Consider the following 23347-nt stretch of genomic DNA (forward strand, 5'->3'; position numbering starts at 1 on the left):
CACCGGAAGCATGAGCAGTTTCATCCCCAACGGGTTCAGCGGTCAAGAAGCGAACGAACCGTTGGCGGTAAATGGTCCGTGAAGCCGGCCGCAACCAACTCATCAAAAGCCATTTGCACATCCGGCCCCAGTGGTTGCCGGGCCTGAAACCCTTTGTCAGCGTATGCAGCCATGCGCCATGTATCACCAACCATCTCGGAGACCAACGCCTCAAACGAATGATGCGCAACGGGTTGCGCCGCCAACCCGTGCTGCGGAGCAGTGATTATCGAGATCACCCCGGGCCAACTGACCGGAAGCGTCGCGCTCACCCGCCTCTGTGTTTGCGGCTTGGTGACCCAGATCACTTTGCCGGCTCCGGGTGCGTGGGCGCGAACAAACCTGATGTTTTCGCTGATATTGGTTGCCGTCTCTTCAAGCCGGACTGCGTGTTGCGGTACGCCCAAGGCAATAGCGCGGTCTGAAAACGCCTGGGCCTCGGACCCTGCAAGCTTTCCGCTGGTCCAGTTGCCCGAGGCGCCGGTGAAGATCACCAGCGGCGCCCATCCTTCGGCATAGAGCTCTGCGCAGCGATCCGCCACACGCAGGTCATAACTCCCCAGACCGACAATAACGTCGGCTTGCTCAAGCGATGTCCCGGTGTTGTGGTAATCCCAGAGAGCCTGAGCGTAGTCCATCACCGAAAGACCGCCAGCTGCCACGGCAGCTTACTGCTCGATGCCGAGCTTGGCCTTGACCAGGTCCTGCACCGCCTTCGGGTTTGCCTTGCCGCCGGTTGCCTTCATCACCTGGCCGACGAACCAGCCGGCGAGCGCGGGCTTGGCCTGGGCCTTGGCCACCTGATCCGGGTTGGCGGCAATCACCTCGTCGACGGCCTTCTCGATGGCGCCGGTATCGGTGACCTGCTTCATGCCGCGTTTTTCGACCACTTCTGCCGGATCGCCGCCTTCTTCCCAGATGATTTCGAACAGGTCTTTGGCGATCTTGCCGGAAATGGTGCCGTCCTTGATCATGTCGATGATGGCGCCGAGCTGAGCGGGGGAAACCGGAGTCTCTTCAATGCCCTTGCCGGATTTGTTCAAGGCGCCCAGCAGGTCGTTGATCACCCAGTTGGCAGCCATCTTGCCGTCGCGACCAGCCGCCACTTCCTCGAAATAGTCGGCGATCGCCTTTTCCGAGACCAGGATCGAGGCGTCGTAGACGCTCAGGCCCATATCGGCGACGAAGCGGGCCTTCTTGTCATCCGGCAGCTCGGGCAAATCGGCCTTCAGCGCGGCGACATAGGCATCATCGAATTCCAGCGGCAACAGATCCGGATCGGGGAAGTAACGATAGTCGTGCGCGTCTTCCTTGGAACGCATCGAGCGGGTCTCGCCCTTCTGCGGATCGAACAGGCGGGTTTCCTGGTCAATCGTGCCGCCGTCCTCGATGATGGCGATCTGGCGACGGGCTTCGGATTCAATCGCCTGGCCGACGAAGCGGATCGAGTTGACGTTCTTGATCTCGCAGCGGGTGCCGAATTCACCGCCGGGCTTGCGCACGGACACGTTGACGTCGGCGCGCATCGAGCCTTCGTCCATGTTGCCGTCGCAGGTGCCCAGATAGCGCAGGATCGAGCGCAGCTTGGTGACATAGGCCTTGGCCTCGTCGGCCGAGCGCATGTCCGGTTTGGAGACGATTTCCATCAGCGCGACGCCGGAGCGGTTGAGATCGACATAGGACATAGACGGGTGCTGGTCGTGCATCGACTTGCCGGCGTCCTGCTCGAGGTGGAGCCGCTCGATGCCGATCTCGATGTCCTCGAACTGGCCCTGGCGGTCAGGACCGACAGAAATGATGATCTTGCCTTCGCCGACGATCGGATCCTTGTACTGGGAGATCTGATAGCCCTGCGGAAGGTCGGGATAAAAGTAGTTCTTGCGGTCGAACACCGAGCGGTTGTTGATCTGCGCCTTCAGGCCAAGCCCGGTGCGCACGGCCTGGGCCACGCATTCCTCGTTGATCACCGGCAGCATGCCGGGCATGGCCGCATCCACCAGGCTGACATTGGAATTGGCGGCCTTGCCGAATTCGGTCGAGGAGCCGGAAAACAGCTTCGAATGGCTCGTGACCTGGGCGTGGACTTCCAGTCCGATGATGATTTCCCAGTCACCGGTGGCACCGGAAATCAGGCGTTTGGGATCGGGAGTACGGGTATCGACGAGGCTCATGGCAGGCTCATTTTCTTACAAGGATCAGCTCCCTGTCGGGTAGAACAAAGCCGGCCCGACTGCAAGGCTTTCCGGGCTGCTGGTGGCCCGAGACCCCGATACAACCTGCAAAATGTTTGACCGAGATCAATGCGGCCGCACGGGTCTCATGGAATTCTGTGGTCAACATCGAAGAGGAGATGATCATGAGCGTACTCGATATTTTCAGCCGCTTGACGAAACAGGCAGACCTGATGGACGCCATGATGAAGAAGCTTGGCGTTGCCGAGGAGATCTGGAAGCTGCCGGATCATGCCGGCGTGCTGCGCCGCGCGGCCAACCGCTGCATGACCTGTGATCGTCCGGATGCGTGCCAGCACTGGCTGTCGCACGAGGCAAATCCGGATGAAGCGCCTTCGTTCTGCCGCAACCACGACCTTTTCGAGCGTGTGCTCACCAACGCCGAAGCGAACACGCAACCGGCGGCCTGATTTTCCTTTCAGGCATTTTCTGCTCCCTCTAGGCAAAGTCTTCTTTGCCCGACTTAGGAACCCGGATCGGAATCACCGCATCCGGGTCTTTTTTTGCCCGGCAGAGAAGCAACGCTCCAGCGTGTCCCCTCACCCGGGATCACATGCCGTAAAGACCATAGTCACCGGTCCCGGGATCGGCAGGTTCGGTGCCGGGCTCGAATTCCTTGATCATCTCCACCTTGTCGATGTCTTCATCAAGCGGTTCGGAGTAGCTGACGAAATAGGTCTTCACCCGATAGCCCAGACGCTTGTAGAGCCGGATTGCGCCGATGTTGCGCGCATGGGTGTCGAGCCGCGCGGCGGTAAAACCGCGCTGCCGGATGCCCGATTCAATCTTGTCGAGCAGCGCGGTGCCGATTCCCCTGCCCTGGAACTCCGGCAAAACCCAGAGATCGGTGATGAAATCGTCGGCTTTTTCGCAGGATCCCCAGCCGGCAAGTTCGCCATCCCATTCGGCGACCAGGATATCGGGCCAGCAGCGGGTGCAGAAATCGTAGTAGGCTTCCCTGGCATTCTCACGCAGGCGATCGGCATCCTCGCCCCAGACGCGTATCGCCTTTTCCCAGGCAGCCAGACCGATCTTGGCGAGATCCTGAGCTTCCGCGGAACTGGCAGGCCGGATAGCTATCATCAAGACCGCTCCGTGATTCCTCCGCTGCGCCCCAAGCGAACGGGTCTGAACATAATTGCCGGTATTTTGTGCGCCATCAAGTCCGGCGGGGACTTAAGCTCCGCCGGCATGCCTGTCAGAAGCTTTCGGAAAGGTCCGTTTGCTTGAAGACCGAAAACTGCTCACCGGATTCGGCCACCAGATTGCTGACGCGCTTGCACAGGGAGATTTCAAGATTGGCGCCGGTCTTGTAGTAGGCAGATGTGCATGGAGAACAACGGTCGGAAAACGCGCACCGATTGCAGGGATCAAACAACGCGTTCTTCGAATGCGTCTTGCGGGCGGTCTCAAAAGCCTGGAACAGGCTGCTCTCCTCGATCTCGGAGATCTTGTGATCAACGATGCTAAGCCGCGATTGTCTGCGGTTCATCAGACTGTTCCGGCCCTCCTCATAGGAAAGACCCGGACATGGCAGCAGGTTTCCCATAAGATCGATATAGGTGTAGACGGAGGTGCCGCCGCACATCCGTTCATTGGTAAAGACCTCCATCGGCACTGCGTATTTCTGGTTGATAAAGGCGGCGACTGCCGGAGGAATTGGAACGCTGAGCTTGAAAGCGGGCTTGCGAGCCAGAAAATAGATGAAAATCTGTGCCAGAGCTTCGATGTAGCCCGCATCATCCCCCATCACCCTTTGCCTGAACTTGCCGGCGCGACCTATCGGCTGGACAATGTTGACATTGAGACAGTCGATCCCGATGTCCTCTGCAAGCCTGAACATCTTGAGATTGTCCCGGCGATTGAGGTCGGACAGGGCAAACGTCACATCGATCGTGATATCCGGCCGGAGTGCGTTTCTGGTTTTGACAAGTTTGCGCAGATTGCCGACCGTGCGCTCGAAGCTGCCTTTGCCCCGCATGGCATCATGGCTCTCGGCGCTCGCGCCGTCGACGCTGACGACAACATTCTGCAAACTGGTGTAGCCGAACAGCTCTTCCAGACGTTCGTAGAAGAACAGGTTGGTGTTCACCGAGACATTGATGCCCAATGCTTCGGCATGGCCGAAAATCCTGGGCAGGTCATGCGGCGAATAGAAGGGTTCACCACCAAGGAAGGTAATGAACTCAACTTCACGCTCGCGCGCCCGGTCCAGCACCCTTATGATTTCATCATCCGATAGGGCCTGGCGGGGCCTGTATTGGTCAAAACCGACGCTGCAATGCTTGCAACGAAGATTGCAGGCGCCGGTCAGATATATTGCAAGGGTCTTCATTTCAGAGCCGCCGCAACGGCTACTCCATGAAGCGGGTATTGACGTCGTTGCAGCATCCCATGCCAATGCCCCATTCGGACTTTGCCATTTCCACACCGACCAACTTGGCGTTGGTGCGAATGTTTTCCTGGGTCTGCTGAACCATCGCCTCAAGGGCATGGACTTGCTTTTCCGGAAGGGTCTCCGGATCGATGCCATACTCCTTCAGCGCGGACGATGGTCCGGTGAGAAATTTCGCAACGAATTCGGGATCACGTTCCAGCAGCTTTCGGACTGTTTTCGATGACATGACACTCTCCTCAAAGACGTGGGGCAAAAAGCCTCCAACACCAAAGGATTGTATCCGATTTCCATTGCCCGCCATTGACAACCGTCAATGACCACACGCCGCATAAGAGTGGTGCATGATGAGCAAGGCCCTATCAGGTCTGCTGACAGCTCGAAATCAAGCCGCGTGTTACCACCACTTCCTGGCTTCGAACCGGCCGGCGGCCTGCTCGATCACGTGGGCGGTCTTGAACAGGGTTTCTTCCTCGAAGGGACGGCCGATCAGCTGCAGGCCGAGCGGCAGACCCTTCGGGTCAAGGCCCGCAGGAACTGAAATGCCCGGCAGACCTGCCATGTTGACGGTGACGGTGAAGACGTCCTGCATGTACATCTTGACCGGGTCGCTGGCGAGGCTCTCGTCCCCGATGGCAAAGGCCGAGGAGGGGGTCGCGGGCGTCAGGATTGCGTCGACACCAGCCTCGAAGGCCATTTCGAAATCACGCTTGATCAGGCTGCGAACCTTCTGGGCGCGCAGGTAATAGGCGTCATAATAACCGGCGGAGAGGACATAGGTGCCAATCATGATGCGGCGCTTGACCTCCTGGCCGAAACCTGCGGCGCGGGTCTGCTCATACATGTCGGCAATGTCCTTGCCGGGCACGCGCAGGCCGTAGCGGACACCGTCATAGCGGGCGAGGTTGGACGAAGCCTCGGCGGGGGCGACGATGTAATAGGCCGGCAGCGCATATTTGGTGTGCGGCAGTTCGATGTCGACGATCTCGGCGCCGGCATCCTTGAGCCAGGCAATGCCCTGCTGCCACAGTGCTTCGATCTCTTCAGGCATGCCGTCAATGCGGTACTCGCGCGGAATGCCGATCTTCAGGCCCTTGACCGAACCGCCCAGCGCCGCCTCGTAATCGGGTACCGGCAGGTCGACCGAGGTGGTGTCCTTGTCGTCGACCGAGGCCATCGACGTGAGCAGGATCGCGGCATCACGCACGTCGCGAGCGATGGGGCCGGCCTGGTCGAGCGAGGAGGCAAAGGCTGCGATGCCCCAGCGCGAGCAGCGGCCATAGGTGGGCTTGATGCCGACGGTGCCGGTAAAGGCCGCGGGCTGGCGGATCGAACCGCCGGTATCGGTGGCAGTGGCGCCTGCGCACATCAGCGCCGCAACGGCAGCGGCAGAGCCACCCGAGGAGCCGCCGGGCACAAGGTTGGCATTGGAGCCTTCGGCGCGCCAGGGGTTGATCACAGGACCGTAGTAGGAGGTCTCGTTGGACGAGCCCATGGCGAATTCGTCCATGTTGAGCTTGCCGAGCATGACTGCGCCATCGGACCAGAGATTGGCGGTGACGGTGGATTCGTAACGCGGCTCGAAGCCGTCAAGCACGTGGGAGCAGGCCTGGGTGTGAACGCCATCGGTGGCGTAGAGGTCCTTGACGCCGAGCGGGATGCCTTCCAGTGCGCCGGCCGTACCGCCGGCGCGGCGGGCGTCGGAGGCTTTCGCCATCTCGCGGGCCTTGTCGGCGGTGATCTTCACATAGGCATTGATCACCGGGTTGGCCGCCTCGATGGCCGCCAGATAGGCGTCGGTCAGCTCGACGCTGGAAAAGGCGCCCTTCTTCATTTCGTCTCGGGCTTCAGCGATGGTCAGACGGATCAGGTCACTCATGCGGACAACTTCTTTTCAAAGAACCGGGAATAGCCGGAATCAGGGTAATCGAGGACGGCACCACACTCGGTGAAGCCATGATTTTCATAAAGCCGGACGGCGGCCGCAAGCCCCTCGCCCACGCCGGTTTCAAGAACCAGCCGTTCAATGCCCAGTTCGCGCGCGCGCGCGCAAATCGCATCGAGCAGCGTCGAGCCAATGCGCTGGCCGCGCACCGTGGGCGCGGTGAACATCCGCTTGACCTCGCCGGTCCGCAGGCCGGTGTCGAGGCCGACATCCTTGAGTGCGCCGAGGCCGACCGCCTCTCCCGCATCCGAGCGCGCCACGAACACTGCGGTGGCGTCGCCCGCCATTTCCTCGATGTTCAGGCCGAAATGAAATTCGACCGGCGCCAGAGGCACCAGATAGGCATCCAGCGCCTCGACAAGCCCTGTGACGTCATCCTGAAGCGGGGATTCAATGGCGACCGAAACAGCCATTGCGCTACTCGACCACCTTGGGGACGACAAAGAAATTGTCCGTGGAGTCGGGCGCGTTGGCGACGATGTCCTCGGCCTTGGAGCCGTCGGTGACGACATCGACACGTTTCTTCATCGCCATCGGGGTAACAGAAGTCATCGGCTCGACGCCATCGACATCAACTTCGGAGAGTTGCTCGACAAAGCCCAGAATGGTGTTGAGTTCGCCTTCCATGCGGGCGGCTTCCTCGTCGGTGACCGCAATGCGGGCCAGGTGCGCAACGCGTTTGACGGTGGCAAGATCTACGGACATCGGGTCCTCATCGGGTGATATGAACAGGTGGCCCCGCTATAGCCGCGAGCGCGCAGCCGCGCAACTGCGGGGCACCGATTTGTCTGGTTGTCGCCCGGACGGGCTTGTCTCACACAGTCACGCTCTCGCCGGATTTCGGCACGGCAACGGTCTCAGCGTCATCTTCCATCGCCTCGACGAAGGCATCGGCGGTCTGGTCGAGGATCGGGAACGTGCCGTAATGGCAGGGCAGCACCTTGGCGAAGGAGAAGAACCTGCGGCAGGCGAGTGCCGCCACCGCTCCGCCCATGGTGAAGCGGTCACCGATCGGCACGATGCCGATTTCCGGACGGTGCAGCTCGTTGATCAGCGCCATGTCGGAGAAGATGTCGGTGTCGCCCATGTGAAGAAGCCCGGGCTCATCCTCGAAATGCAACATCAGGCCGTTGGCGCTGCCGAGCGAATGCGAGACACCGTCCTGGGTGATCTGCGCGGAGGAATGGAAGGCGTTGACGAATGTCGCCGAGAAGCCGTCGAGCGAGATGGTGCCGCCGGTGTTGCCCATCTCGAGCTTATCGACACCCTGATGATGGCCGAGCCAGATGCCAAGATCATAGTTGCAGACGACGGTCGCGCCGGTTTCCTTGCCGATCGTCGCGGTATCACCGATATGGTCGGCGTGACCATGGGTGAGCAGGATATGGGTCACGTCCTTGACCGCATCCTTGCGGTCATTGCCTTCAAAGGAGGGGTTTCCGGTGAAGAACGGATCGATGAGGATCGTCGATTTGGCAGTTTCCAGACGGAACGCGGCGTGACCGAGCCAGGTGATTTTCATGCGTTGCTCTCCCTCGCAATTGACCAGCCCTCGCATTTCCAGGGCTTGTTCGCTAAACCCACCATCTAGCGCGGCTGACGCCGTGGCGCAAAGGCAGAGAGTAAAAAATGGCGGCCATTACCATTGAAGAGCTGTTCGAGCACACCAAGCCCGGGCAAACCATCGCCGGCATCGATCTGGGAACGGAAACCATTGGTCTGGCCGTCTCGGACCTGTCGTGGAGGCTTGCCTCGCCGCGGCCGATGATCCGGCGCAAGAAGTTCACGATCGACGCGATGGCGCTGTTGGCAGCGCTCGAACAGGACAAGGTGGGTGCGGCGGTGATCGGCCTGCCGGTCAACATGGATGGCAGCGAAGGCCCCCGCGCCCAGGCAACACGGGCCTTCGTGCGCAACATGGCGCAGAAGACGGACCTTCCGTTCGTGTTCTGGGACGAGCGGCTGTCGACCGTGGCCGCCGAACGGGCGCTGATCGAGATGGATGTTTCGCGCAAGAAGCGCAAGGAGCGCATCGATTCGGCAGCCGCCAGTTTCATCCTGCAGGGCGCGCTCGACCGGCTCGCCGGATTGCGCGCGCAGAAAGCTGCATCAGGAAATCCGTGAATACTCGGCTTCGGCAGAGTTGGGGACCTGCATCGCGTCTTCGCGGCTTTCGGTCCAGCCCAGCATCCTGCGCGTGCCAGCCCAGATTTGCTTGCGGCGGCGCTTGATCACGATAAAGCCGATGACCAGAAACGTGTCGAGAATGATCGCCTTGAGCACCAGTGGCGGAATCGTTTCGGGGGGTATGCCGAGCAGGTTGCCATAGATGGTGAAGACCAGGTCGTGCAGATCGCGGCTGAGAATGCGAAAGCCGAAATTCATGTCGTAGTAGGACAGGCCGTACCAGCTGCCGAGCAGGACGATGGGCGTGACCCAGAGGATGAGGAAGACCTTCATGACTGGGCTCCCTGCCTCGACAAGGACGCAAGCTGAGCGCTGAAAGCCGCGTGATTGGCTGCATGCTCGGCGATGACCGCGTCAAGCTCGATTGAATCACTCTCCGTGACCGCGTCGGGTTCGATGTGCGACTGGCCAAGTGACATGACCGTCAGGAACAGGCCACCAAGCGCGCCGAACTCAAGCGCCAGCAGTGCGCCCGCCTCGCCGCCGGCGAAGAAGATCATGGTGGCAAGCATCGCGGCGAGCGCCGTGCAGGCCACCGCCCCCTGCGCCAGCGGACGAGCCTCGCGCTGTTCGCGCTCCTCGCCAAAGACATAAAACATCATCGCAAACATCAACAGACCGGCGGAAGCCGCGCTGAAACCGCCGAGAAGACCGAAGACAACGCTTTGTCCGAATGCCGACAGACCGATCGCCTGCATCGCTTCGAGCGCCGTCGCGATCAGACCGGTGTCGGCAAACAATGTAAACCCGGCCAAGGCGACGCCGCCCTGCGGTGCATAAATCACGACCAACGCCAGCAGCGACAGATAGCAGACCCAGAACAGCATCATCGAGGCATAGTAGAGACGGCTGGATATCATCACGGGTCCGTTGCGGGTTCGTGGGGCAGGAATGATTTCGTCCCTCCACCATGACGGTGCCGACCTGTCCACGCAATGTTAACCTTGTGTTAAGGTTAACGGCTGCCATTGCCCATCGCGCCAGCGCCGCTTATGAGAGGGCATTCTTCATCCGGCGGCCCTCATGATCCCCATATTTGAAAGCATTTTGCCGATTTTCCTGATCGTGCTCCTCGGCGTGGTCCTGCGGCGTACCCCGTTTATCGACCAGAGCGTCTGGCCCGGCCTGGAAACGCTCGGCTATTACCTGTTTTTCCCGTTTCTGCTGTTTCTCACCCTGGCGAAGGCCGACTATTCCGGCATCGAGCTGGGGACCGTCGCGGCTGTTTCCCTGCTTGCGGTTGCGGTCATGACGGTGCTGCTGATCGCGCTTTACCCCTTGGCCAGGGCGTCGGGCATGTCGGATGCGAGCTACACGACGCTGTTTCAGACATCTTCGCGGTGGAACGGGTTCGTGGCTCTGGCGATCGCGGAAAAGCTCACCGGGGACAGCGGCATGGTACTCGTGGCGCTGGTGCTGGCGCTGATTGTCATTCCGCTCAATTTCATCAATGTGATCATGCTGGTCTGGTACGGCACCGGCGGGCGCAGCATGGCGACCCTGGTCAAGCGGATCGCGGGCAACCCGCTCATTCTCGGCTGTGTCGCGGGTATCGCGGTCAATGCGCTGTCCATCGACATCTATCCGCCGCTCGAATACTCGGTCGACCTGATCGCGCGTGCATCGCTGGGTCTCGGGATGCTGTTGGTCGGAGCCGGACTGAAACTCACCGATGCGTTGCGGCCCGGGCCGGCGGTGCTAACCCCTGTCGCTCTCAAGCTGATCGTGTTTCCCATTATCATGGTGGGGTTGGCGGCCGGGTTCGGGCTTGGCGGCGAAACGGTTCTGATCCTGGGCCTGTGCGCAGCCGTGCCGACGGCGATGAACGGTTATCTTCTCGCCCGCCAGATGGGCGGCGACGCTCCACTCTACGCAGCCGTGACCACGGTGCAGACCGCGGCCTCCTTCCTGACCATTCCTGCCGTGATGTGGGGCGCGGGGCTGGTGGCCGCGGCTCAGGCTGCCGGCGGATAAAGCACTTCGACGATCTGGCGGGCATCAAACCGGGCATCGAGCATGCCGTAGGTCGACCGCCAGGCACCGCCGAGCCGGGTTTCGACAAAGGCTTCGGCGACATGACCAGCTCCCAGGCGGGTCAGTTCCGCAGCGGCAGCAGCCAGCGCCAGTTGCTCGGTCAGAAGACGTGCGGCTCCCTGATCGCTTTCGGCCACGGCCATGCAGGCGCGCAGGACGTCAACCGTGCGCGGACCGGCAGCACCGAGATCTCGATTGATGCTGTCGAGCGCCACTTCGCAAAGATCACGGCCACGGGTCAGCACCCTGAGCACATCAAGCGCCATGACATTGCCCGAGCCTTCCCAGATCGCATTGACCGGGGCCTCGCGGTAATGGCGGGCCACCGCGCGTTCCTCGACATAGCCATTGCCGCCCATGCACTCCATCACCTCGTAGATGACCGACGGGGCGATCTTGCAGACCCAGTACTTGACCACCGGGGTCATCAGCCGGGCGATTGCCGCCTCGGCAGGATTGTCGCGGGCATTGTCAAAAGCGCGCGCCAGGCGCAGTGACAGCGCGGTTGCCGCAGCGGTCTCTAGTGCCAGGTCGGCCAGCACGCGCGCCATCAACGGCTGATCGATCAGCAACTCGCCGAACACCCGCCGGTGGCGGCAGTGATGCACGGCTTCAGCAAGGCTCGCGCGCATCATGCCGGCGGAGGCAAGCGCGCAATCTAGCCGGGTCAGGGTGACCATGTCCAGAATGGTGCGCACACCCTCCCCTTCACCGCCCAGCAGGAACCCGAAGGTGTCGCTGAACTCGACTTCGGAAGATGCGTTGGAGCGGTTGCCGACCTTGTCCTTCAGCCGCTGCAGGCGCAGGCCGTTGAGGCTGCCGTCCTCGAGAATGCGCGGCACCAGAAAGCAGCTGAGCTCGCCAAACGTGTCGCTTCCGGTCTGCGCCAGCATGACAAAGGCATCCGACATAGGTGCAGAGAGAAACCACTTGTGGCCCGACAGCCGGTAGACGCCTTCGCCGGCGCGGGTGGCGACGCTCTGGTTGGCGCGCACATCGGTGCCGCCCTGCTTTTCGGTCATGCCCATGCCGATGGTCACGCCGGATTTCTGCATGGCGGGCCGGTGGCTCGAATCATAACGCCGCGAAACCACCTGCGGCGCCCAGGCCTTCTCGATCCGCGGCGAAGCCATGATCGCCGCAATCGAGGCATTGGTCATGGTCAGCGGGCACAGATGGCCGCTTTCCAGCCCGGCAGTGAGGAAGAACCGGATGGCGCGGGCCTGGTGGGCGTAGCCCGCCTCCTCGCGCCGGCCTTCCCAGACCGAGCCCTGCAGGCCGGACGCCACGCCCCGGCGCATCAGCGCATGCCAGCTGGGATGGAAATCGACCTGGTCGATGCGGTTGCCGAAACCGTCATGGGTTCTCAACTCGGGCACGGCACGATTGGCGATGCCGGCAAGGTCCTGAGCCTCGGCGGAGGCCACGAACTTTCCGACCGTTTCGAAATCGGTGCGAAGCGCGCGCGGCATATCGGCCGCGATGTCCTTCAGCAACGGATCGGAACGGTAGGCATTGTGTCCGGAAAAGGCCGGGCTCTGATTGTCGGCCTGGGGGCCAAAGGCTTGGATCGGGCTCATTGGACCTCGCTTACAGGGATTCGCAGGGTTTTGCATGGGGACATCGCGCATTTCCGGCTCTGGCAAGCTTGCCCCTGCCCCGGAACCTTTCTATAGACCGCACTACAGCGCCGCGCATCCAAATCGGATCCGCAAAGGATGTTGTAGCATATGCATCAGACCTCAACCGACGGGACAAATGATGTCATTTCCGCACCGCCACCTGCTCGGAATCAAGGGGCTTTCGGAGCCGGACATCCACTATCTGCTCGATCAGGCGGACGAAGCGGTCAAGATCTCCCGTCAGCGCGAGAAGAAGACCACCACCCTTCGCGGTCTCACGCAAATCAATCTGTTTTTCGAATCCTCGACACGGACCCAGGCCTCGTTCGAACTGGCCGGCAAGCGGCTTGGCGCGGACGTGATGAACATGTCGGTGGCCAATTCCAGCGTGAAGAAGGGCGAGACCCTTGTCGACACGGCGATGACGCTCAACGCCATGCGGCCCGACGTGCTGGTGGTGCGGCACTCGTCGGCGGGCGCGGTGGCGCTTCTGTCGCAGAAGGTCGGCTGCCCGGTGATCAATGCCGGCGACGGCGCGCATGAACATCCGACCCAGGCGCTGCTTGACGCGCTGACCATCCGTCGCGCCAAGGGCAAGGTCGGCCGCCTGACGGTCGCCATCTGCGGCGACGTACTGCATTCGCGCGTGGCACGCTCGAACATTCTGCTTCTCAACGCGCTAGGCGCGCGGGTCCGGGTGGTGGCGCCCTCGACGCTGCTTCCCTCCGGCATCGCCGACATGGGCGTTGAGGTGTTCCAGCGCATGGAAGACGGGCTCAAGGACGCGGACGTGGTGATGATGCTGAGGTTGCAGCGAGAGCGCATGGCCGGCTCCTTCGTGCCCTCGGTGCGCGAGTATTTCCGCTACTTTGGCCTTGACGCAGAAAAGCTCAAATCGGCAAAGGAAGATGCACTGGTGATGCATCCGGGTCCGATGAACCGCGGCGTCGAGATCGCCTCCGACATTGCCGACGGGCCGCAGAGCGTGATCGAGCAGCAGGTCGAGATGGGGGTCGCGGTACGGATGGCGGTGATGGAAACGCTGATGCTGCACGGGGAGCTGGCCCGATGAGCGCGCGGGTCCTCCGGAATGTCCGGATCGTCGATCCGTCGACGCAAATGGACGAGACCGGCGACATCGTCATCATCGACGGCAGGATCGCGGCTTGCGGCGCGAGCGCAGCCGGCTTTTCCGTTCCCGCCGATGCCGAAGTTGAGGATTGCGCCGGCCTGATCGCGATTCCAGGGCTGGTCGACGCCTGCGTACATATCGGCGAGCCGGGCGCGGAGCACCGCGAAACCATCGCCTCGGCGAGCCGTGCGGCCGCCCGGGGCGGCGTGACCTCGATCATCATGATGCCCGACACCGATCCGGTGATCGATGATGTGGCGCTGGTGGATTTCGTCCAGCGTCTGGCGCGCGACGAGGCCGTGGTCAATGTGCACCCGGCCGCGGCGCTGACCAAGGGGCTCGACGGCGAGGAAATGACCGAGTTCGGGCTGCTGCTCGACGCCGGTGCGGTCATGCTTTGCAACGGCCGCCATACGGTCGACAATCCGGCGGTGATGCGCCGGGCGATGACCTATGCACGGGATTTCGGCGCCGTGGTGGCGATGGCCACGCAGGACCGCTATCTGGGCGGTGCCGGGGTGATGAACGAGGGGCTTTTTGCAAGCTGGCTGGGCTTGCCGGGGATCCCCCGCGAAGCCGAGATCATCCCGCTCGAGCGCGACCTGCGGCTGGCGGCGCTGACCCGCTCCCGCTACCACGCGATGAGCATTTCGGTGCCCGAATCCGCCGAGATCATCCGCGCCGCCAAGGCGCGCGGGCTCAATGTGACCGCCGGGATTTCGATCAATCACCTCACACTCAACGAGACCGACATCGGCGAATACCGGACCTTCTTCCGGCTGTCGCCGCCGCTCAGGACCGAAGATGACCGCCGGGCCATGGTTGCGGCACTGGCTGACGGCGCCATCGATATCATCGTCTCGGCGCATGATCCGCAGGATGTCGACACCAAGCGGCTGCCCTTCGCGGACGCCGAGAACGGGGCCATCGGGCTTGAAACCCTGCTGGCGGCAGCCCTCAGGCTTCATCATTCAGGCGATGTTCCGCTGATGCGGCTGGTGGACGCCATGTCGACCCGCCCGGCGCAGATCCTCGGCCTTGATGCGGGAACGCTTTCAGTCGGCGCGCGGGCTGATATCGCCCTGTTCGACCCGGAGTACCCGTGGGTGCTGTCCAAGGACGACATCGTGTCCAAATCGAAGAACTCAGCATTCGAGGATGCCAGGTTCAGCGGCAAAGTATTGCAAACACTGGTTGCAGGTGTCACAGTTCATCGCGCCTGAGTGCGGGCCTGAGAGCCACGCAACCGGGTTCCACGGGAGGAAGGACGCGCCGTGCCTGATATGATCCAATGGACGCTGTCCGCTCCGATGATGCTCGGCTCGCTGCTGTTCGGCTATCTCTGCGGCTCGATCCCGTTCGGGCTGATCCTGACCCGCATGGCCGGGCTCGGAGATGTCCGCAAGATCGGATCGGGCAATATCGGCGCCACCAACGTGCTGCGAACCGGCAACAAGAAACTTGCCGCGGCCACACTTCTGGCCGATGCGTTGAAGGGCACGGTTGCCGTTCTCGTTGCCCGGCAGGTGCTCGGCATGGAAGCTGCGCTGATCGCCGGTCTCGGCGCCTTCCTCGGACATCTCTATCCGGTCTGGCTGAAGTTCAAGGGCGGCAAGGGTGTTGCGACCTATTTGGGCGTGCTGCTCGGCCTCGCTCCGTTGATCGTCCTGGTGTTTGCCGCAGTCTGGCTCGGCATGGCCAAGCTGTTCCGCTACTCCTCGCTGGCCGCACTCGCTGCCGCGGTGGCGGTCCCGGTCGCACTTTATCTCTACGGCCGCCCGGAGGTTGGATCACTGTTCGTGGTGATGTCGCTGATCACCATTCTCAAACATCATGAGAACATCCGCCGCCTGATATCGGGAACCGAGAGCCGGATCGGGGACAAGGGCTGATGTCTGCCGGCGAGGAAGGGAGACGCGGCGTCCCCCTCTCCGATCGCCAGAGACTGAACTGGCTGCGGCTGATCCGCTCCGACAATGTCGGCCCTGCCACCTTCCGAGACCTGATCAACCATTTCGGCTCCGCTGAAACAGCCATCGCGCAACTGCCGGAACTGTCGCGGCGCGGCGGGTCCGCAAGGGCAATCCGGGTGGCGAGCGTCGATGACGCGGAACGGGAGATGGAGGCCGCCCGGAAATTCGGCGCGGTGTTCATCGGAATTGGCGAACCGGACTACCCGCCGGCGCTCAGGCGCATTGACGGCGCGCCGCCGCTGATTGCGGCCATCGGCGACCTGGCGCTTGCGACGCGAACCGCGGTGGGCATTGTCGGCGCGCGCAATGCATCGGTGTCAGGCGCCAAGATGGCAGCCCGGATGGCACGGGAACTGGGAGCTGCCGGGTACGTGGTCGTTTCCGGCTTTGCCCGCGGTATCGATGCGGCTGCACACCGCGCGAGCCTTGAAGCGGGCACGATCGCCGCACTGGCGGGCGGCCTGGACCAGCCCTACCCGCCGGAAAACAATGAACTCTACGCGCAGATCCGCGCCGGCAATGGCCTGGCGATCAGTGAAATGCCGATGGGGTGGGAGCCACGGGCACGCGATTTTCCGCGTCGCAACCGGCTGATTGCAGGTATCGGCCTCGGGCTTGTGGTGATCGAGGCGGCGCAACGCTCGGGTTCGCTGATCACCGCGCGGCGTGCCGCCGACTTCGGCAGGCTGGTTTTCGCAGTTCCCGGTTCGCCGCTTGATCCGCGTGCGGCGGGAACCAACGGGCTGCTCAAGGATGGCGCGATCGTCACCACCGACAGCGGCGACGTGATCGAGGCGCTGGCTCCCTCCAGTCGCCTGTTTTCAGATGACGAGCCGTTTTTCGAGGAACCCGAAGGTGACGATGGGGCGCGCTTCACCGAACCGCATGATGACGACCGGACACGGGTGATCGAGGCGCTGGGCCCCTCGCCCGCCGAGATCGATGACATCATCCGGCACACCGGAGTGTCGGCTCAAACGGTCTATCTGGTGTTGATCGAACTCGATCTCGCCGGGCGGTTGCACAGACATCCGGGCGGCATGGTTTCGCTGGCCTTTGATGCGGACTAGCGAGGTTTCTCGATCGTGCTTACCGGCCTCGAGCCGGCCAGAACGTCGCCCGCCTCGAGATAGGCCATCTCGATCAGGTAACACAGCATGTCGGCGTTTTCGTTGCGGGCAACGGTGCCCAGTTCCCCCAACATCTGCCTGATATAGGCAATGTTCTGCTCTGTGCGGGCATTCTCCAGCTTGCCTTGGGAAGGGTGGGGTTGCATCAACGCTCCGTTGCTTTTGCCTGCCGCAAGGCTCTTTCCGAGAGGCGGGCAGATCGAAAATCACGATACCGTAATTATCTTAAATTGCAATACGGTTGCAATCGCGCATTGGTTGTATTCGGGTTGCGAAATGGAGGTAAATCGGCCGTTGGGCTTGACCGCATCGATTTCGATGTACATTTCGTGGGCCAAATCGGTACGGCGCGAATTCGCGCGGCCTGCCGATAACCCGGGCCGAATGCGAGCAATCTTATGAATGTAGTGGTAGTGGAATCGCCTGCGAAGGCAAAAACGATCAACAAGTATCTCGGCAACGGGTACAAGGTTCTGGCGTCTTTCGGCCACGTCCGTGACCTGCCTGCCAAGGATGGATCGGTTCTCCCCGACGAGGATTTCGCCATGTCGTGGGAAGTCGACACGGCATCGAACAAACGGCTCAAGGACATAACCGAGGCACTCAAGGGTGCCGATTCGCTCATTCTGGCGACCGACCCGGATCGCGAGGGCGAAGCCATTTCCTGGCATGTGCTGGAAGTGCTGAACAAGAAGAAGGCGCTCAAGGACAAGCACGTTTCCCGTGTCGTCTTCAACGCCATTACCAAGAAATCCGTTCTCGACGCGATGGCCAATCCGCGCGAGATCGACACGCCGCTGGTCGATGCCTACCTGGCGCGCCGGGCGCTCGACTACCTTGTTGGCTTCAATCTCTCGCCGGTGCTGTGGCGGAAGCTCCCCGGCGCCCGATCGGCTGGCCGCGTTCAATCAGTGGCTCTGCGACTGGTCTGCGACCGCGAAAGCGAAATCGAACGCTTCATCTCGGAGGAATACTGGCAGATCTCGGCTGACCTGAAGACCCCGCGCGGCGAGGGTTTCACCGCCCGGCTCACTTCGCATGACGGTGAGAAGATCACCAAGATGTCGGTAGCCAATGGCGATCTCGCCAACAAGATCAAGGACATGCTCGATGGCGCGTCCTTTGTCGCCGATAGCGTCGAGGCCAAGCCGACCCGTCGCAACCCGTCGCCGCCCTTCACCACCTCGACGCTGCAGCAGGCCGCCTCCTCGAAGCTTGGTTTCAACGCCTCGCGCACCATGCAGGTGGCGCAGAAGCTCTATGAGGGCATCGACATTGGCGGCGAGACCGTTGGCCTGATCACCTACATGCGTACAGACGGGGTGCAGATGGCGCCCGAGGCGATCGAGGAAGCAAGAACGGCCATCGAGACGCGCTTCGGTGCACGGTATGTGCCTGAAAAGGCACGACTCTACTCGTCCAAGGCCAAGAATGCCCAAGAAGCCCACGAAGCCATCCGCCCGACCGGTTTCGAGCGCGCTCCGGATGAACTGAAGAAGTATCTCGATCCCGACCAGCTCAAGCTTTACGACCTGATCTGGAAGCGCGCCACCGCCAGCCAGATGGCCTCTGCCGAGATCGAACGGACCACGGTCGAGATCACCGCCTCGAAGGATGGCAAGACCGCAGGCCTGCGCGCCACGGGTTCGGTGATCCGCTTCGATGGCTTCATTGCCGCCTACACCGACGCCAAGGAAGACGGCGAACAGTCGGACGGAGACGGCGATGATGATGCACGGCTTCCCGAGATCAATGCCAGGGAAGCCCTCGCCAGGGAGAAGATCAACGCCACCCAGCACTTCACCGAGCCGCCGCCGCGCTATTCGGAAGCTTCGCTGATCAAGAAGATGGAAGAACTCGGCATCGGCCGGCCGTCGACCTATGCATCGACGCTGGCGACGCTGAGGGACCGCGACTACGTGGTGATCGACAAGCGCAAGCTGATCCCCGAGGCCAAGGGCCGTCTGGTCATCGCCTTTCTGGAGAACTTCTTCGAACGCTACGTCGAATTCGGCTTCACGGCGGATCTCGAGGAAAAGCTCGACCGGATTTCTGCCGGTGAACTTGCCTGGAAGGACGTGTTGCGCGAATTCTGGACCCAGTTCCACGCCCACATCGATGACACCAAGGAACTTCGGGTTTCCCAGGTTCTTGACGCACTCAACGAGGCGCTGGCGCCGCTGGTCTTCCCGGTGCGCGAAGACGGCTCCAACCCGCGGATCTGCCCGACCTGCGGCACCGGCAACCTTTCGCTCAAGCTCGGAAAGTACGGCGCCTTTGTCGGCTGCTCGAACTATCCCGACTGCAACTTCACCCGCCAGCTTTCCGCCGACCAGAACGCTGACGGCGAGGCATCGCTGTCGAATGAACCGAAGGATCTGGGCAAGGACCCGCACACCGAAGAGCCGATCACGCTACGCACCGGGCGGTTCGGCCCCTATGTCCAGCGCGGCGACGGCAAGGAAGCCAAGCGCGCCAGCCTGCCCAAGGGGTGGGCGGTCGATTCCATCGATCACGAGAAGGCGATGGCGCTGCTGAGCCTGCCGAGGGACATTGGCCAGCACCCGGAATCCGGCAAGATGATTTCTGCCGGAATCGGTCGCTATGGTCCGTTCGTTCTGCACGACGGCACCTATGCCAACCTCGAAACCGTGGAAGACGTGTTCTCCATCGGGCTTAACCGCGCGGTCACGGTCATCGCCGAAAAGCAGGCCAAGGGCCCTGGCCGCGGACGAGGCACGCCCACGGCGCTGAAGGCGCTTGGCGACCATCCCGACGGCGGGCCGATCACGGTGCGTGACGGCAAATACGGCCCTTATGTCAACTGGGGCAAGATCAACGCAACGCTGCCCAAAGACAAGGTTCCCGCCGAGGTCACGGTCGAGGAGGCGCTCGAAATGATCGCCGCCAAGGCTGCGGCTTCCGGCAAGAAGACCAAGGCGCCAGCCAAAAAGGCGGCTGCCAAGGCAAAACCGAAGGCGAAGGCAGCTGCCAAGAAACCGGCCGCGGCCAAGAAGCCCGCTGCCGCCAAGGCCAAGAAGGACTGAATTTGGGACACCCTCCCCGTAAATCAGGCTCCGACAAATCCAAGACCGGCAAACCGACCCCCCGAACGGGCGATGGTGAGAACGCGGACACGCGCCCGGCCTTCCGTCGTGGCGACATGCCGGACCGGGAAGCGATCCTGCGTTTTCTGAGCGAAAACCCCGACCGCGCGTCCAAGCGCAACATTGCCAAGGCGTTCGGATTGAAGGGCGACACTCGGGCCGAGTTGAAAGACCTTATTCGGGAGCTTGAGGATGAAGGCCTGATCGAGCGGGACCGGAAGATGCTGCGGCGGCCTGGCACCCTGCCCGCAGTCGCCGTGCTCGAAATCACCATGCGCGACAGCGACGGCGACCTGATTGCCCGCCCGGCGGAGTGGCTCGAGGATCACGGTGCCGCCCCCAAGGTGACGGTGCGCCAGTCCAATGCCGGGCGCGAGCGCGGCAAGTCCCGCTCACCGTCGATTGCCGCGAGCATCGGCGACAAGGTGCTGGCGCGGATCTTTGCCGCTCCGCACGGCAAGGGCATGAGCTACACCGCGCGGATCATGAAGATCCTCGACCGGCGCGACGGGCTGATCCTGGGCGTCTACCGCTCGGCACCGGGCGGCGGCGGGCGGCTGATGCCGATCGAGCGGCGCGGCGAGGAGTATGCCATCGATCCGGACTTCACCGGAGACGCGAAGGATGGCGACCTGGTCGAGGTGGAAACCGCGAAACTCGGGCGCATGGGTCTTCCCCGCGCCAAGGTGCACGCGGTGCTGGGTTCGGTGGAAGGCGAAAAGGCGATCTCGATGATCGCCATCCATTCGCACGGCATTCCGCACGTCTTCCCGGCCGAAGTGACTGCCGCAGCAGAAAACGCGAAACCAGCGCCCCTTTCCGGCGGTCGCGAGGACTGGCGGCATATCCCGCTGGTGACCATCGATCCGCATGACGCCAAGGACCATGACGACGCGGTTTATGCCGAGGAAGACCCCTCACCCGACAATCCGGGCGGTGTGATCGTCACCGTGGCGATTGCCGATGTCTCCTGGTATGTGCGGCCCGGTTCGGCACTCGACCGAGAGGCGCTCAAGCGTGGCAACTCGGCCTATTTCCCCGATCGCGTGGTGCCGATGCTGCCCGAGCGGATTTCCAACGATCTGTGTTCGCTGCGCGAGGGCGAGGACCGGCCGGCGCTGGCACTGCGCATGGTGTTTTCCGCCGAAGGCCGAAAAGTCGGGCACCGCTTCCACCGCGTGATGATCAAGAGCGCGGCCAAGCTGTCCTACCAGCAGGCGCAGGCAGCGATGGACGGCAATCCGGACGACAAGTCCGGCCCGCTCCTGGAACCTGTCCTGAAGCCGCTCTGGAACGCCTACCGGGTGCTCAAGCGCGAACGGGACCGGCGCCAGCCGCTTGACCTCGACATGCCGGAACGCAAGATCCTTCTCACCCCGGAAGGCAAGGTGGACAAGGTGATCGTGCCCGAGCGGCTCGATGCGCACCGGCTCATCGAAGAATTCATGATCCAGTCGAACGTCGCCGCCGCGGAAACGCTGGAGAAACGCCGGCAACCACTGATCTACCGGGTGCATGACCAGCCGTCGCTGGCCAAACAGGAAGTGCTGCGCGAATTCCTGGGTACGCTCAATCTGTCACTGGCGCGCGGCGCGGCCATCCGGGCCAACGCCTTCAACGGCATCCTCGCCAAGGCCCGCGGCGAACCCTACCAGGACATGGTCAACGAGATGGTCCTGCGCAGCCAGAGCCAGGCAATTTACTCGCCTGAAAACATGGGGCATTTCGGCCTCAACCTGATGAAGTACGCGCACTTCACCTCGCCGATCCGGCGGTATGCGGATCTGATCGTGCACCGCGCGCTGGTCGGATCGCTGGGGCTGGGCGAAGGCGGCATCACGCCAGCCGAAGAGGCTGCACTCGAAAACATTGCCGCGGAGATATCGACCACCGAACGGCGGGCGATGGCCGCCGAGCGCGATACCGTCGACCGGCTCGTCGCGCACCATCTGGCGGGCCGCCTCGGCGAGGCCTTTGACGGCCGTGTTTCGGGCGTGACCAAGTCGGGACTCTTCGTCAGCCTGCCGCAATTTGGCGCAGACGGATTTATTCCGGTTTCAACTTTGGGATTGGACTATTATCACTATGACGAGGCACACCAGGCACTGACGGGGGAGAAGACCGGCCTGGGGTACCGTCTGGGAGATGGAGTGGAGGTCAAGCTGGTCGAAGTGATCCCGCTGGCAGGCTCAATGCGTTTTGAGATGCTGAGCGAAGGGCAGAAAATGCCCAAGGGCACACGATCGTTTCACAAATCAGGCCGTGCCCGCCGGGGGACCCCAAAGAAACCCGGGACACGGCCACCTCGCGGACGGCGCTGATACGGCGCCAGCGAACAAGACAGGCGTTTGCGACGCGCTGTCGGAAGCAGGAGAGACAAGATGCTGGAATTTGGCGGCAAGACAGCCCATGACACCCATCAGGAAGCCCCCCGCAACACCGGGCGCGCGGTCAAACGCGGCCTTCTGGGGCGTTGCCCGAACTGCGCTGAAGGCAAGCTTTTCAGGTCCTACCTCAAGCCGGTCGACGCCTGCCCCGCCTGTGGCGAGGAAATGGCTCATCACCGGGCCGATGATTTCCCCGCCTATCTGGCGATCTTCATCGTCGGGCACATCGTTGTTGCCGGCTTCATGGCAACCGACACCTGGCTGGTGCTTGAAAGCTGGCAGCATCTGATGATCTGGATTCCGATCACAGTGATCCTGACACTGGCCATGCTGCCATCCATCAAGGGCGCGGTCATCGGATTGCAATGGGCGCTGCGTATGCATGGGTTTGGCGGCGAGTCGGAAGAGCCGATGCTCGCCGCACCCGCCCATGAGGATGCGCGATGAGCGACAGCGCTGCCGCTACCACTGCACTCCTGACCGAGGACCATCTGTCACGGACCAGCGAAAAGCGGCATCCGACGCGAAGCCCGCGCGACGCTGCTTCGCTCATCCTGATGGACCGCAGCGGCAAGGTTCCGCGCGCGCTACTTGGAAAACGGGGCAAGGCGCACGCCTTCATGCCCGATCTCTACGTGTTTCCGGGCGGGCGGCGTGATCCGGGCGACAACCGGGTGCGGCTGGCGCGCCCCTTGCGCGATGAAGTGTTCGACAAGCTGCTGGTGCGCACCCAGTCGCGGTTTGGCGACCCCGCCGCGCGCGGCCTTGCCGTTGCCGCCGCGCGGGAGATGATGGAGGAAGCGCATTTGTCGCTGACGCCCGTGGAGCACGCCGGATCGCTGTGCCCGGATGTCTCGCAGTTCCGCTTTCTCGCCCGGGCGATCACGCCTCCGGGCCAGGCCCGCAGGTTCGACACCCGCTTCTTCGCCTGTTTCTGTGACGAGGTCGGGGTTGATCCGGCCGATATCCGCGACAGCAACGAGCTGCACGACCTGACATGGCTGCCGATCGATGATCACGAAAGCCATCCGCTTCCGCGCATTACCAGGGTGATTCTCTCCGATCTCGAGCAGGCGCTCGCGCAAGACCCCTCTTTACCATTTGGCAAAGCGGTTCCGTTCTACTACTCCCGCAACGGACGATTCGTTCGCGAATTGATTTAGGC

The 23347-nt window shown here is 62.4% G+C and carries 24 protein-coding genes; 11 read left to right on the plus strand and 13 right to left on the minus strand.

Annotation, left to right across the window (positions count from 1 at the left end; translation table 11 throughout):
- Positions 1-35 precede the first annotated feature (35 nt).
- The gene (locus SPHINGO391_RS12500; protein ID WP_152009135.1) at positions 36-677 is read right to left on the minus strand and encodes a YdcF family protein; all 642 of its coding nucleotides are present in this window, start codon (positions 675-677) and stop codon (positions 36-38) included.
- Positions 678-707: 30 nt separating this feature from the next.
- The gene (gatB, locus tag SPHINGO391_RS12505) at positions 708-2210 is read right to left on the minus strand and encodes an Asp-tRNA(Asn)/Glu-tRNA(Gln) amidotransferase subunit GatB (RefSeq protein ID WP_152009136.1); all 1503 of its coding nucleotides are present in this window, start codon (positions 2208-2210) and stop codon (positions 708-710) included.
- Between the two features lie 185 nt (positions 2211-2395).
- Between gatB and SPHINGO391_RS12510 the strand changes: the two genes are divergently transcribed.
- A complete protein-coding gene (locus SPHINGO391_RS12510) occupies positions 2396-2680 on the plus strand; it encodes a DUF6455 family protein (protein ID WP_152009137.1) in 285 nt (94 codons plus the stop codon).
- 139 nt (positions 2681-2819) lie between these two features.
- On the opposite strand, the gene SPHINGO391_RS12515 is transcribed toward SPHINGO391_RS12510, so the two are convergent.
- The 7 genes from SPHINGO391_RS12515 to SPHINGO391_RS12545 form a co-directional block, all read right to left on the minus strand.
- Positions 2820-3353, minus strand: a complete 534-nt coding sequence (locus SPHINGO391_RS12515) for a GNAT family N-acetyltransferase (RefSeq protein WP_244615415.1) — start codon at positions 3351-3353, stop codon at positions 2820-2822.
- 115 nt (positions 3354-3468) lie between these two features.
- Positions 3469-4605 carry a radical SAM protein gene (locus SPHINGO391_RS12520; RefSeq protein WP_193217273.1) on the minus strand — a complete coding sequence of 379 codons (1137 nt, stop codon included), beginning with the start codon at positions 4603-4605 and terminating at the stop codon, positions 3469-3471.
- 19 nt (positions 4606-4624) lie between these two features.
- Positions 4625-4894: a hypothetical protein gene (locus tag SPHINGO391_RS12525; RefSeq protein WP_193217274.1), complete on the minus strand. Its 270-nt coding sequence runs from the start codon at positions 4892-4894 to the stop codon at positions 4625-4627.
- A gap of 168 nt (positions 4895-5062) precedes the next feature.
- Positions 5063-6544, minus strand: coding sequence for an Asp-tRNA(Asn)/Glu-tRNA(Gln) amidotransferase subunit GatA (gatA, locus tag SPHINGO391_RS12530; RefSeq protein WP_152009140.1), 1482 nt, complete (start codon positions 6542-6544; stop codon positions 5063-5065).
- Complete coding sequence (locus SPHINGO391_RS12535; RefSeq protein WP_152009141.1) at positions 6541-7023, minus strand: GNAT family N-acetyltransferase; 483 nt, start codon at positions 7021-7023, stop codon at positions 6541-6543. The genes gatA and SPHINGO391_RS12535 overlap by 4 nt, the downstream gene beginning before the upstream one ends.
- 4 nt (positions 7024-7027) lie before the next feature.
- Positions 7028-7315, minus strand: coding sequence for an Asp-tRNA(Asn)/Glu-tRNA(Gln) amidotransferase subunit GatC (gene gatC, locus SPHINGO391_RS12540; RefSeq protein WP_152009142.1), 288 nt, complete (start codon positions 7313-7315; stop codon positions 7028-7030).
- Positions 7316-7424: 109 nt separating this feature from the next.
- Positions 7425-8132 (minus strand): metal-dependent hydrolase, encoded by a 708-nt coding sequence (locus SPHINGO391_RS12545; protein WP_152009143.1) that lies wholly within the window; start codon positions 8130-8132, stop codon positions 7425-7427.
- A gap of 107 nt (positions 8133-8239) precedes the next feature.
- Here SPHINGO391_RS12545 and ruvX point away from each other — a divergent pair, with 107 nt between their 5' ends.
- Positions 8240-8734, plus strand: coding sequence for a Holliday junction resolvase RuvX (gene ruvX / locus SPHINGO391_RS12550; protein WP_152009144.1), 495 nt, complete (start codon positions 8240-8242; stop codon positions 8732-8734).
- Here ruvX and SPHINGO391_RS12555 read toward each other — a convergent pair.
- Together SPHINGO391_RS12555 and SPHINGO391_RS12560 are read right to left on the minus strand one after the other, a co-directional pair.
- Positions 8720-9070, minus strand: a complete 351-nt coding sequence (locus SPHINGO391_RS12555) for a DUF6105 family protein (RefSeq protein ID WP_152009145.1) — start codon at positions 9068-9070, stop codon at positions 8720-8722. The genes ruvX and SPHINGO391_RS12555 overlap by 15 nt on opposite strands.
- Positions 9067-9657 carry a hypothetical protein gene (locus SPHINGO391_RS12560; RefSeq protein WP_152009146.1) on the minus strand — a complete coding sequence of 197 codons (591 nt, stop codon included), beginning with the start codon at positions 9655-9657 and terminating at the stop codon, positions 9067-9069. Before SPHINGO391_RS12560 ends, SPHINGO391_RS12555 begins: the two co-directional genes overlap by 4 nt.
- Before the next feature lie 163 nt (positions 9658-9820).
- Between SPHINGO391_RS12560 and SPHINGO391_RS12565 the strand changes: the two genes are divergently transcribed.
- Entirely contained in the window at positions 9821-10771 is a 951-nt protein-coding gene (locus tag SPHINGO391_RS12565; protein ID WP_152009147.1) for an AEC family transporter, read from the plus strand.
- Here the strand turns inward: SPHINGO391_RS12565 and SPHINGO391_RS12570 are convergent.
- Positions 10753-12411, minus strand: a complete 1659-nt coding sequence (locus tag SPHINGO391_RS12570; protein ID WP_152009148.1) for an acyl-CoA dehydrogenase family protein — start codon at positions 12409-12411, stop codon at positions 10753-10755. The two genes, SPHINGO391_RS12565 and SPHINGO391_RS12570, sit on opposite strands and share 19 nt — an antisense overlap.
- A 178-nt stretch (positions 12412-12589) precedes the next feature.
- Between SPHINGO391_RS12570 and SPHINGO391_RS12575 the strand changes: the two genes are divergently transcribed.
- Genes SPHINGO391_RS12575 through dprA form a run of 4 tightly spaced genes read left to right on the plus strand, consistent with a single transcriptional unit; the run spans position 12590 to position 16628 of the window.
- Positions 12590-13525, plus strand: coding sequence for an aspartate carbamoyltransferase catalytic subunit (locus SPHINGO391_RS12575; RefSeq protein WP_152009149.1), 936 nt, complete (start codon positions 12590-12592; stop codon positions 13523-13525).
- The gene (locus SPHINGO391_RS12580) at positions 13522-14808 is read left to right on the plus strand and encodes a dihydroorotase (RefSeq protein ID WP_152009150.1); all 1287 of its coding nucleotides are present in this window, start codon (positions 13522-13524) and stop codon (positions 14806-14808) included. The genes SPHINGO391_RS12575 and SPHINGO391_RS12580 overlap by 4 nt, the downstream gene beginning before the upstream one ends.
- Positions 14809-14868: 60 nt before the next feature.
- Positions 14869-15477, plus strand: a complete 609-nt coding sequence (gene plsY, locus SPHINGO391_RS12585) for a glycerol-3-phosphate 1-O-acyltransferase PlsY (RefSeq protein ID WP_152011543.1) — start codon at positions 14869-14871, stop codon at positions 15475-15477.
- Positions 15477-16628 (plus strand): DNA-processing protein DprA, encoded by a 1152-nt coding sequence (gene dprA, locus SPHINGO391_RS12590; protein ID WP_152009151.1) that lies wholly within the window; start codon positions 15477-15479, stop codon positions 16626-16628. Before plsY ends, dprA begins: the two co-directional genes overlap by 1 nt.
- Here dprA and SPHINGO391_RS12595 read toward each other — a convergent pair.
- Positions 16625-16834: a hypothetical protein gene (locus tag SPHINGO391_RS12595; protein WP_152009152.1), complete on the minus strand. Its 210-nt coding sequence runs from the start codon at positions 16832-16834 to the stop codon at positions 16625-16627. The genes dprA and SPHINGO391_RS12595 overlap by 4 nt on opposite strands.
- Positions 16835-17086: 252 nt before the next feature.
- Between SPHINGO391_RS12595 and topA the strand changes: the two genes are divergently transcribed.
- Genes topA through SPHINGO391_RS12615 form a run of 4 tightly spaced genes read left to right on the plus strand, consistent with a single transcriptional unit; the run spans position 17087 to position 23345 of the window.
- Entirely contained in the window at positions 17087-19735 is a 2649-nt protein-coding gene (gene topA, locus SPHINGO391_RS12600; RefSeq protein WP_152009153.1) for a type I DNA topoisomerase, read from the plus strand.
- Positions 19736-19737: 2 nt separating this feature from the next.
- A complete protein-coding gene (rnr, locus tag SPHINGO391_RS12605; protein ID WP_244615179.1) occupies positions 19738-22116 on the plus strand; it encodes a ribonuclease R in 2379 nt (792 codons plus the stop codon).
- Positions 22117-22176: 60 nt separating this feature from the next.
- Positions 22177-22629, plus strand: coding sequence for a DUF983 domain-containing protein (locus SPHINGO391_RS12610; RefSeq protein WP_152009154.1), 453 nt, complete (start codon positions 22177-22179; stop codon positions 22627-22629).
- Positions 22626-23345: an NUDIX hydrolase gene (locus SPHINGO391_RS12615; RefSeq protein WP_193217275.1), complete on the plus strand. Its 720-nt coding sequence runs from the start codon at positions 22626-22628 to the stop codon at positions 23343-23345. Before SPHINGO391_RS12610 ends, SPHINGO391_RS12615 begins: the two co-directional genes overlap by 4 nt.
- The last annotated feature ends 2 nt before the right edge of the window (positions 23346-23347 follow it).

This window comes from Hoeflea sp. EC-HK425 (genome assembly GCF_902498795.1).
Taxonomy (GTDB): Bacteria; Pseudomonadota; Alphaproteobacteria; order Rhizobiales; family Rhizobiaceae; genus Hoeflea; species Hoeflea alexandrii.

Coding starts and splice junctions, on each gene's coding strand:
- plsY (WP_152011543.1), top strand. CDS start 14,869: ATGATCCAATGGACGCTGTCCGCTCCGATGATGCTCGGCTCGCTGCTG.
- SPHINGO391_RS12525 (WP_193217274.1), bottom strand. CDS start 4,894: ATGTCATCGAAAACAGTCCGAAAGCTGCTGGAACGTGATCCCGAATTC.
- ruvX (WP_152009144.1), top strand. CDS start 8,240: ATGGCGGCCATTACCATTGAAGAGCTGTTCGAGCACACCAAGCCCGGG.
- SPHINGO391_RS12560 (WP_152009146.1), bottom strand. CDS start 9,657: ATGATATCCAGCCGTCTCTACTATGCCTCGATGATGCTGTTCTGGGTC.
- SPHINGO391_RS12500 (WP_152009135.1), bottom strand. CDS start 677: ATGGACTACGCTCAGGCTCTCTGGGATTACCACAACACCGGGACATCG.
- topA (WP_152009153.1), top strand. CDS start 17,087: ATGAATGTAGTGGTAGTGGAATCGCCTGCGAAGGCAAAAACGATCAAC.
- SPHINGO391_RS12565 (WP_152009147.1), top strand. CDS start 9,821: ATGATCCCCATATTTGAAAGCATTTTGCCGATTTTCCTGATCGTGCTC.
- gatC (WP_152009142.1), bottom strand. CDS start 7,315: ATGTCCGTAGATCTTGCCACCGTCAAACGCGTTGCGCACCTGGCCCGC.
- SPHINGO391_RS12610 (WP_152009154.1), top strand. CDS start 22,177: ATGCTGGAATTTGGCGGCAAGACAGCCCATGACACCCATCAGGAAGCC.
- SPHINGO391_RS12520 (WP_193217273.1), bottom strand. CDS start 4,605: ATGAAGACCCTTGCAATATATCTGACCGGCGCCTGCAATCTTCGTTGC.
- SPHINGO391_RS12580 (WP_152009150.1), top strand. CDS start 13,522: ATGAGCGCGCGGGTCCTCCGGAATGTCCGGATCGTCGATCCGTCGACG.
- gatB (WP_152009136.1), bottom strand. CDS start 2,210: ATGAGCCTCGTCGATACCCGTACTCCCGATCCCAAACGCCTGATTTCC.
- SPHINGO391_RS12510 (WP_152009137.1), top strand. CDS start 2,396: ATGAGCGTACTCGATATTTTCAGCCGCTTGACGAAACAGGCAGACCTG.
- SPHINGO391_RS12595 (WP_152009152.1), bottom strand. CDS start 16,834: ATGCAACCCCACCCTTCCCAAGGCAAGCTGGAGAATGCCCGCACAGAG.
- SPHINGO391_RS12515 (WP_244615415.1), bottom strand. CDS start 3,353: ATGATAGCTATCCGGCCTGCCAGTTCCGCGGAAGCTCAGGATCTCGCC.
- dprA (WP_152009151.1), top strand. CDS start 15,477: ATGTCTGCCGGCGAGGAAGGGAGACGCGGCGTCCCCCTCTCCGATCGC.
- SPHINGO391_RS12575 (WP_152009149.1), top strand. CDS start 12,590: ATGATGTCATTTCCGCACCGCCACCTGCTCGGAATCAAGGGGCTTTCG.
- SPHINGO391_RS12535 (WP_152009141.1), bottom strand. CDS start 7,023: ATGGCTGTTTCGGTCGCCATTGAATCCCCGCTTCAGGATGACGTCACA.
- SPHINGO391_RS12615 (WP_193217275.1), top strand. CDS start 22,626: ATGAGCGACAGCGCTGCCGCTACCACTGCACTCCTGACCGAGGACCAT.
- SPHINGO391_RS12545 (WP_152009143.1), bottom strand. CDS start 8,132: ATGAAAATCACCTGGCTCGGTCACGCCGCGTTCCGTCTGGAAACTGCC.
- SPHINGO391_RS12570 (WP_152009148.1), bottom strand. CDS start 12,411: ATGAGCCCGATCCAAGCCTTTGGCCCCCAGGCCGACAATCAGAGCCCG.
- SPHINGO391_RS12555 (WP_152009145.1), bottom strand. CDS start 9,070: ATGAAGGTCTTCCTCATCCTCTGGGTCACGCCCATCGTCCTGCTCGGC.
- gatA (WP_152009140.1), bottom strand. CDS start 6,544: ATGAGTGACCTGATCCGTCTGACCATCGCTGAAGCCCGAGACGAAATG.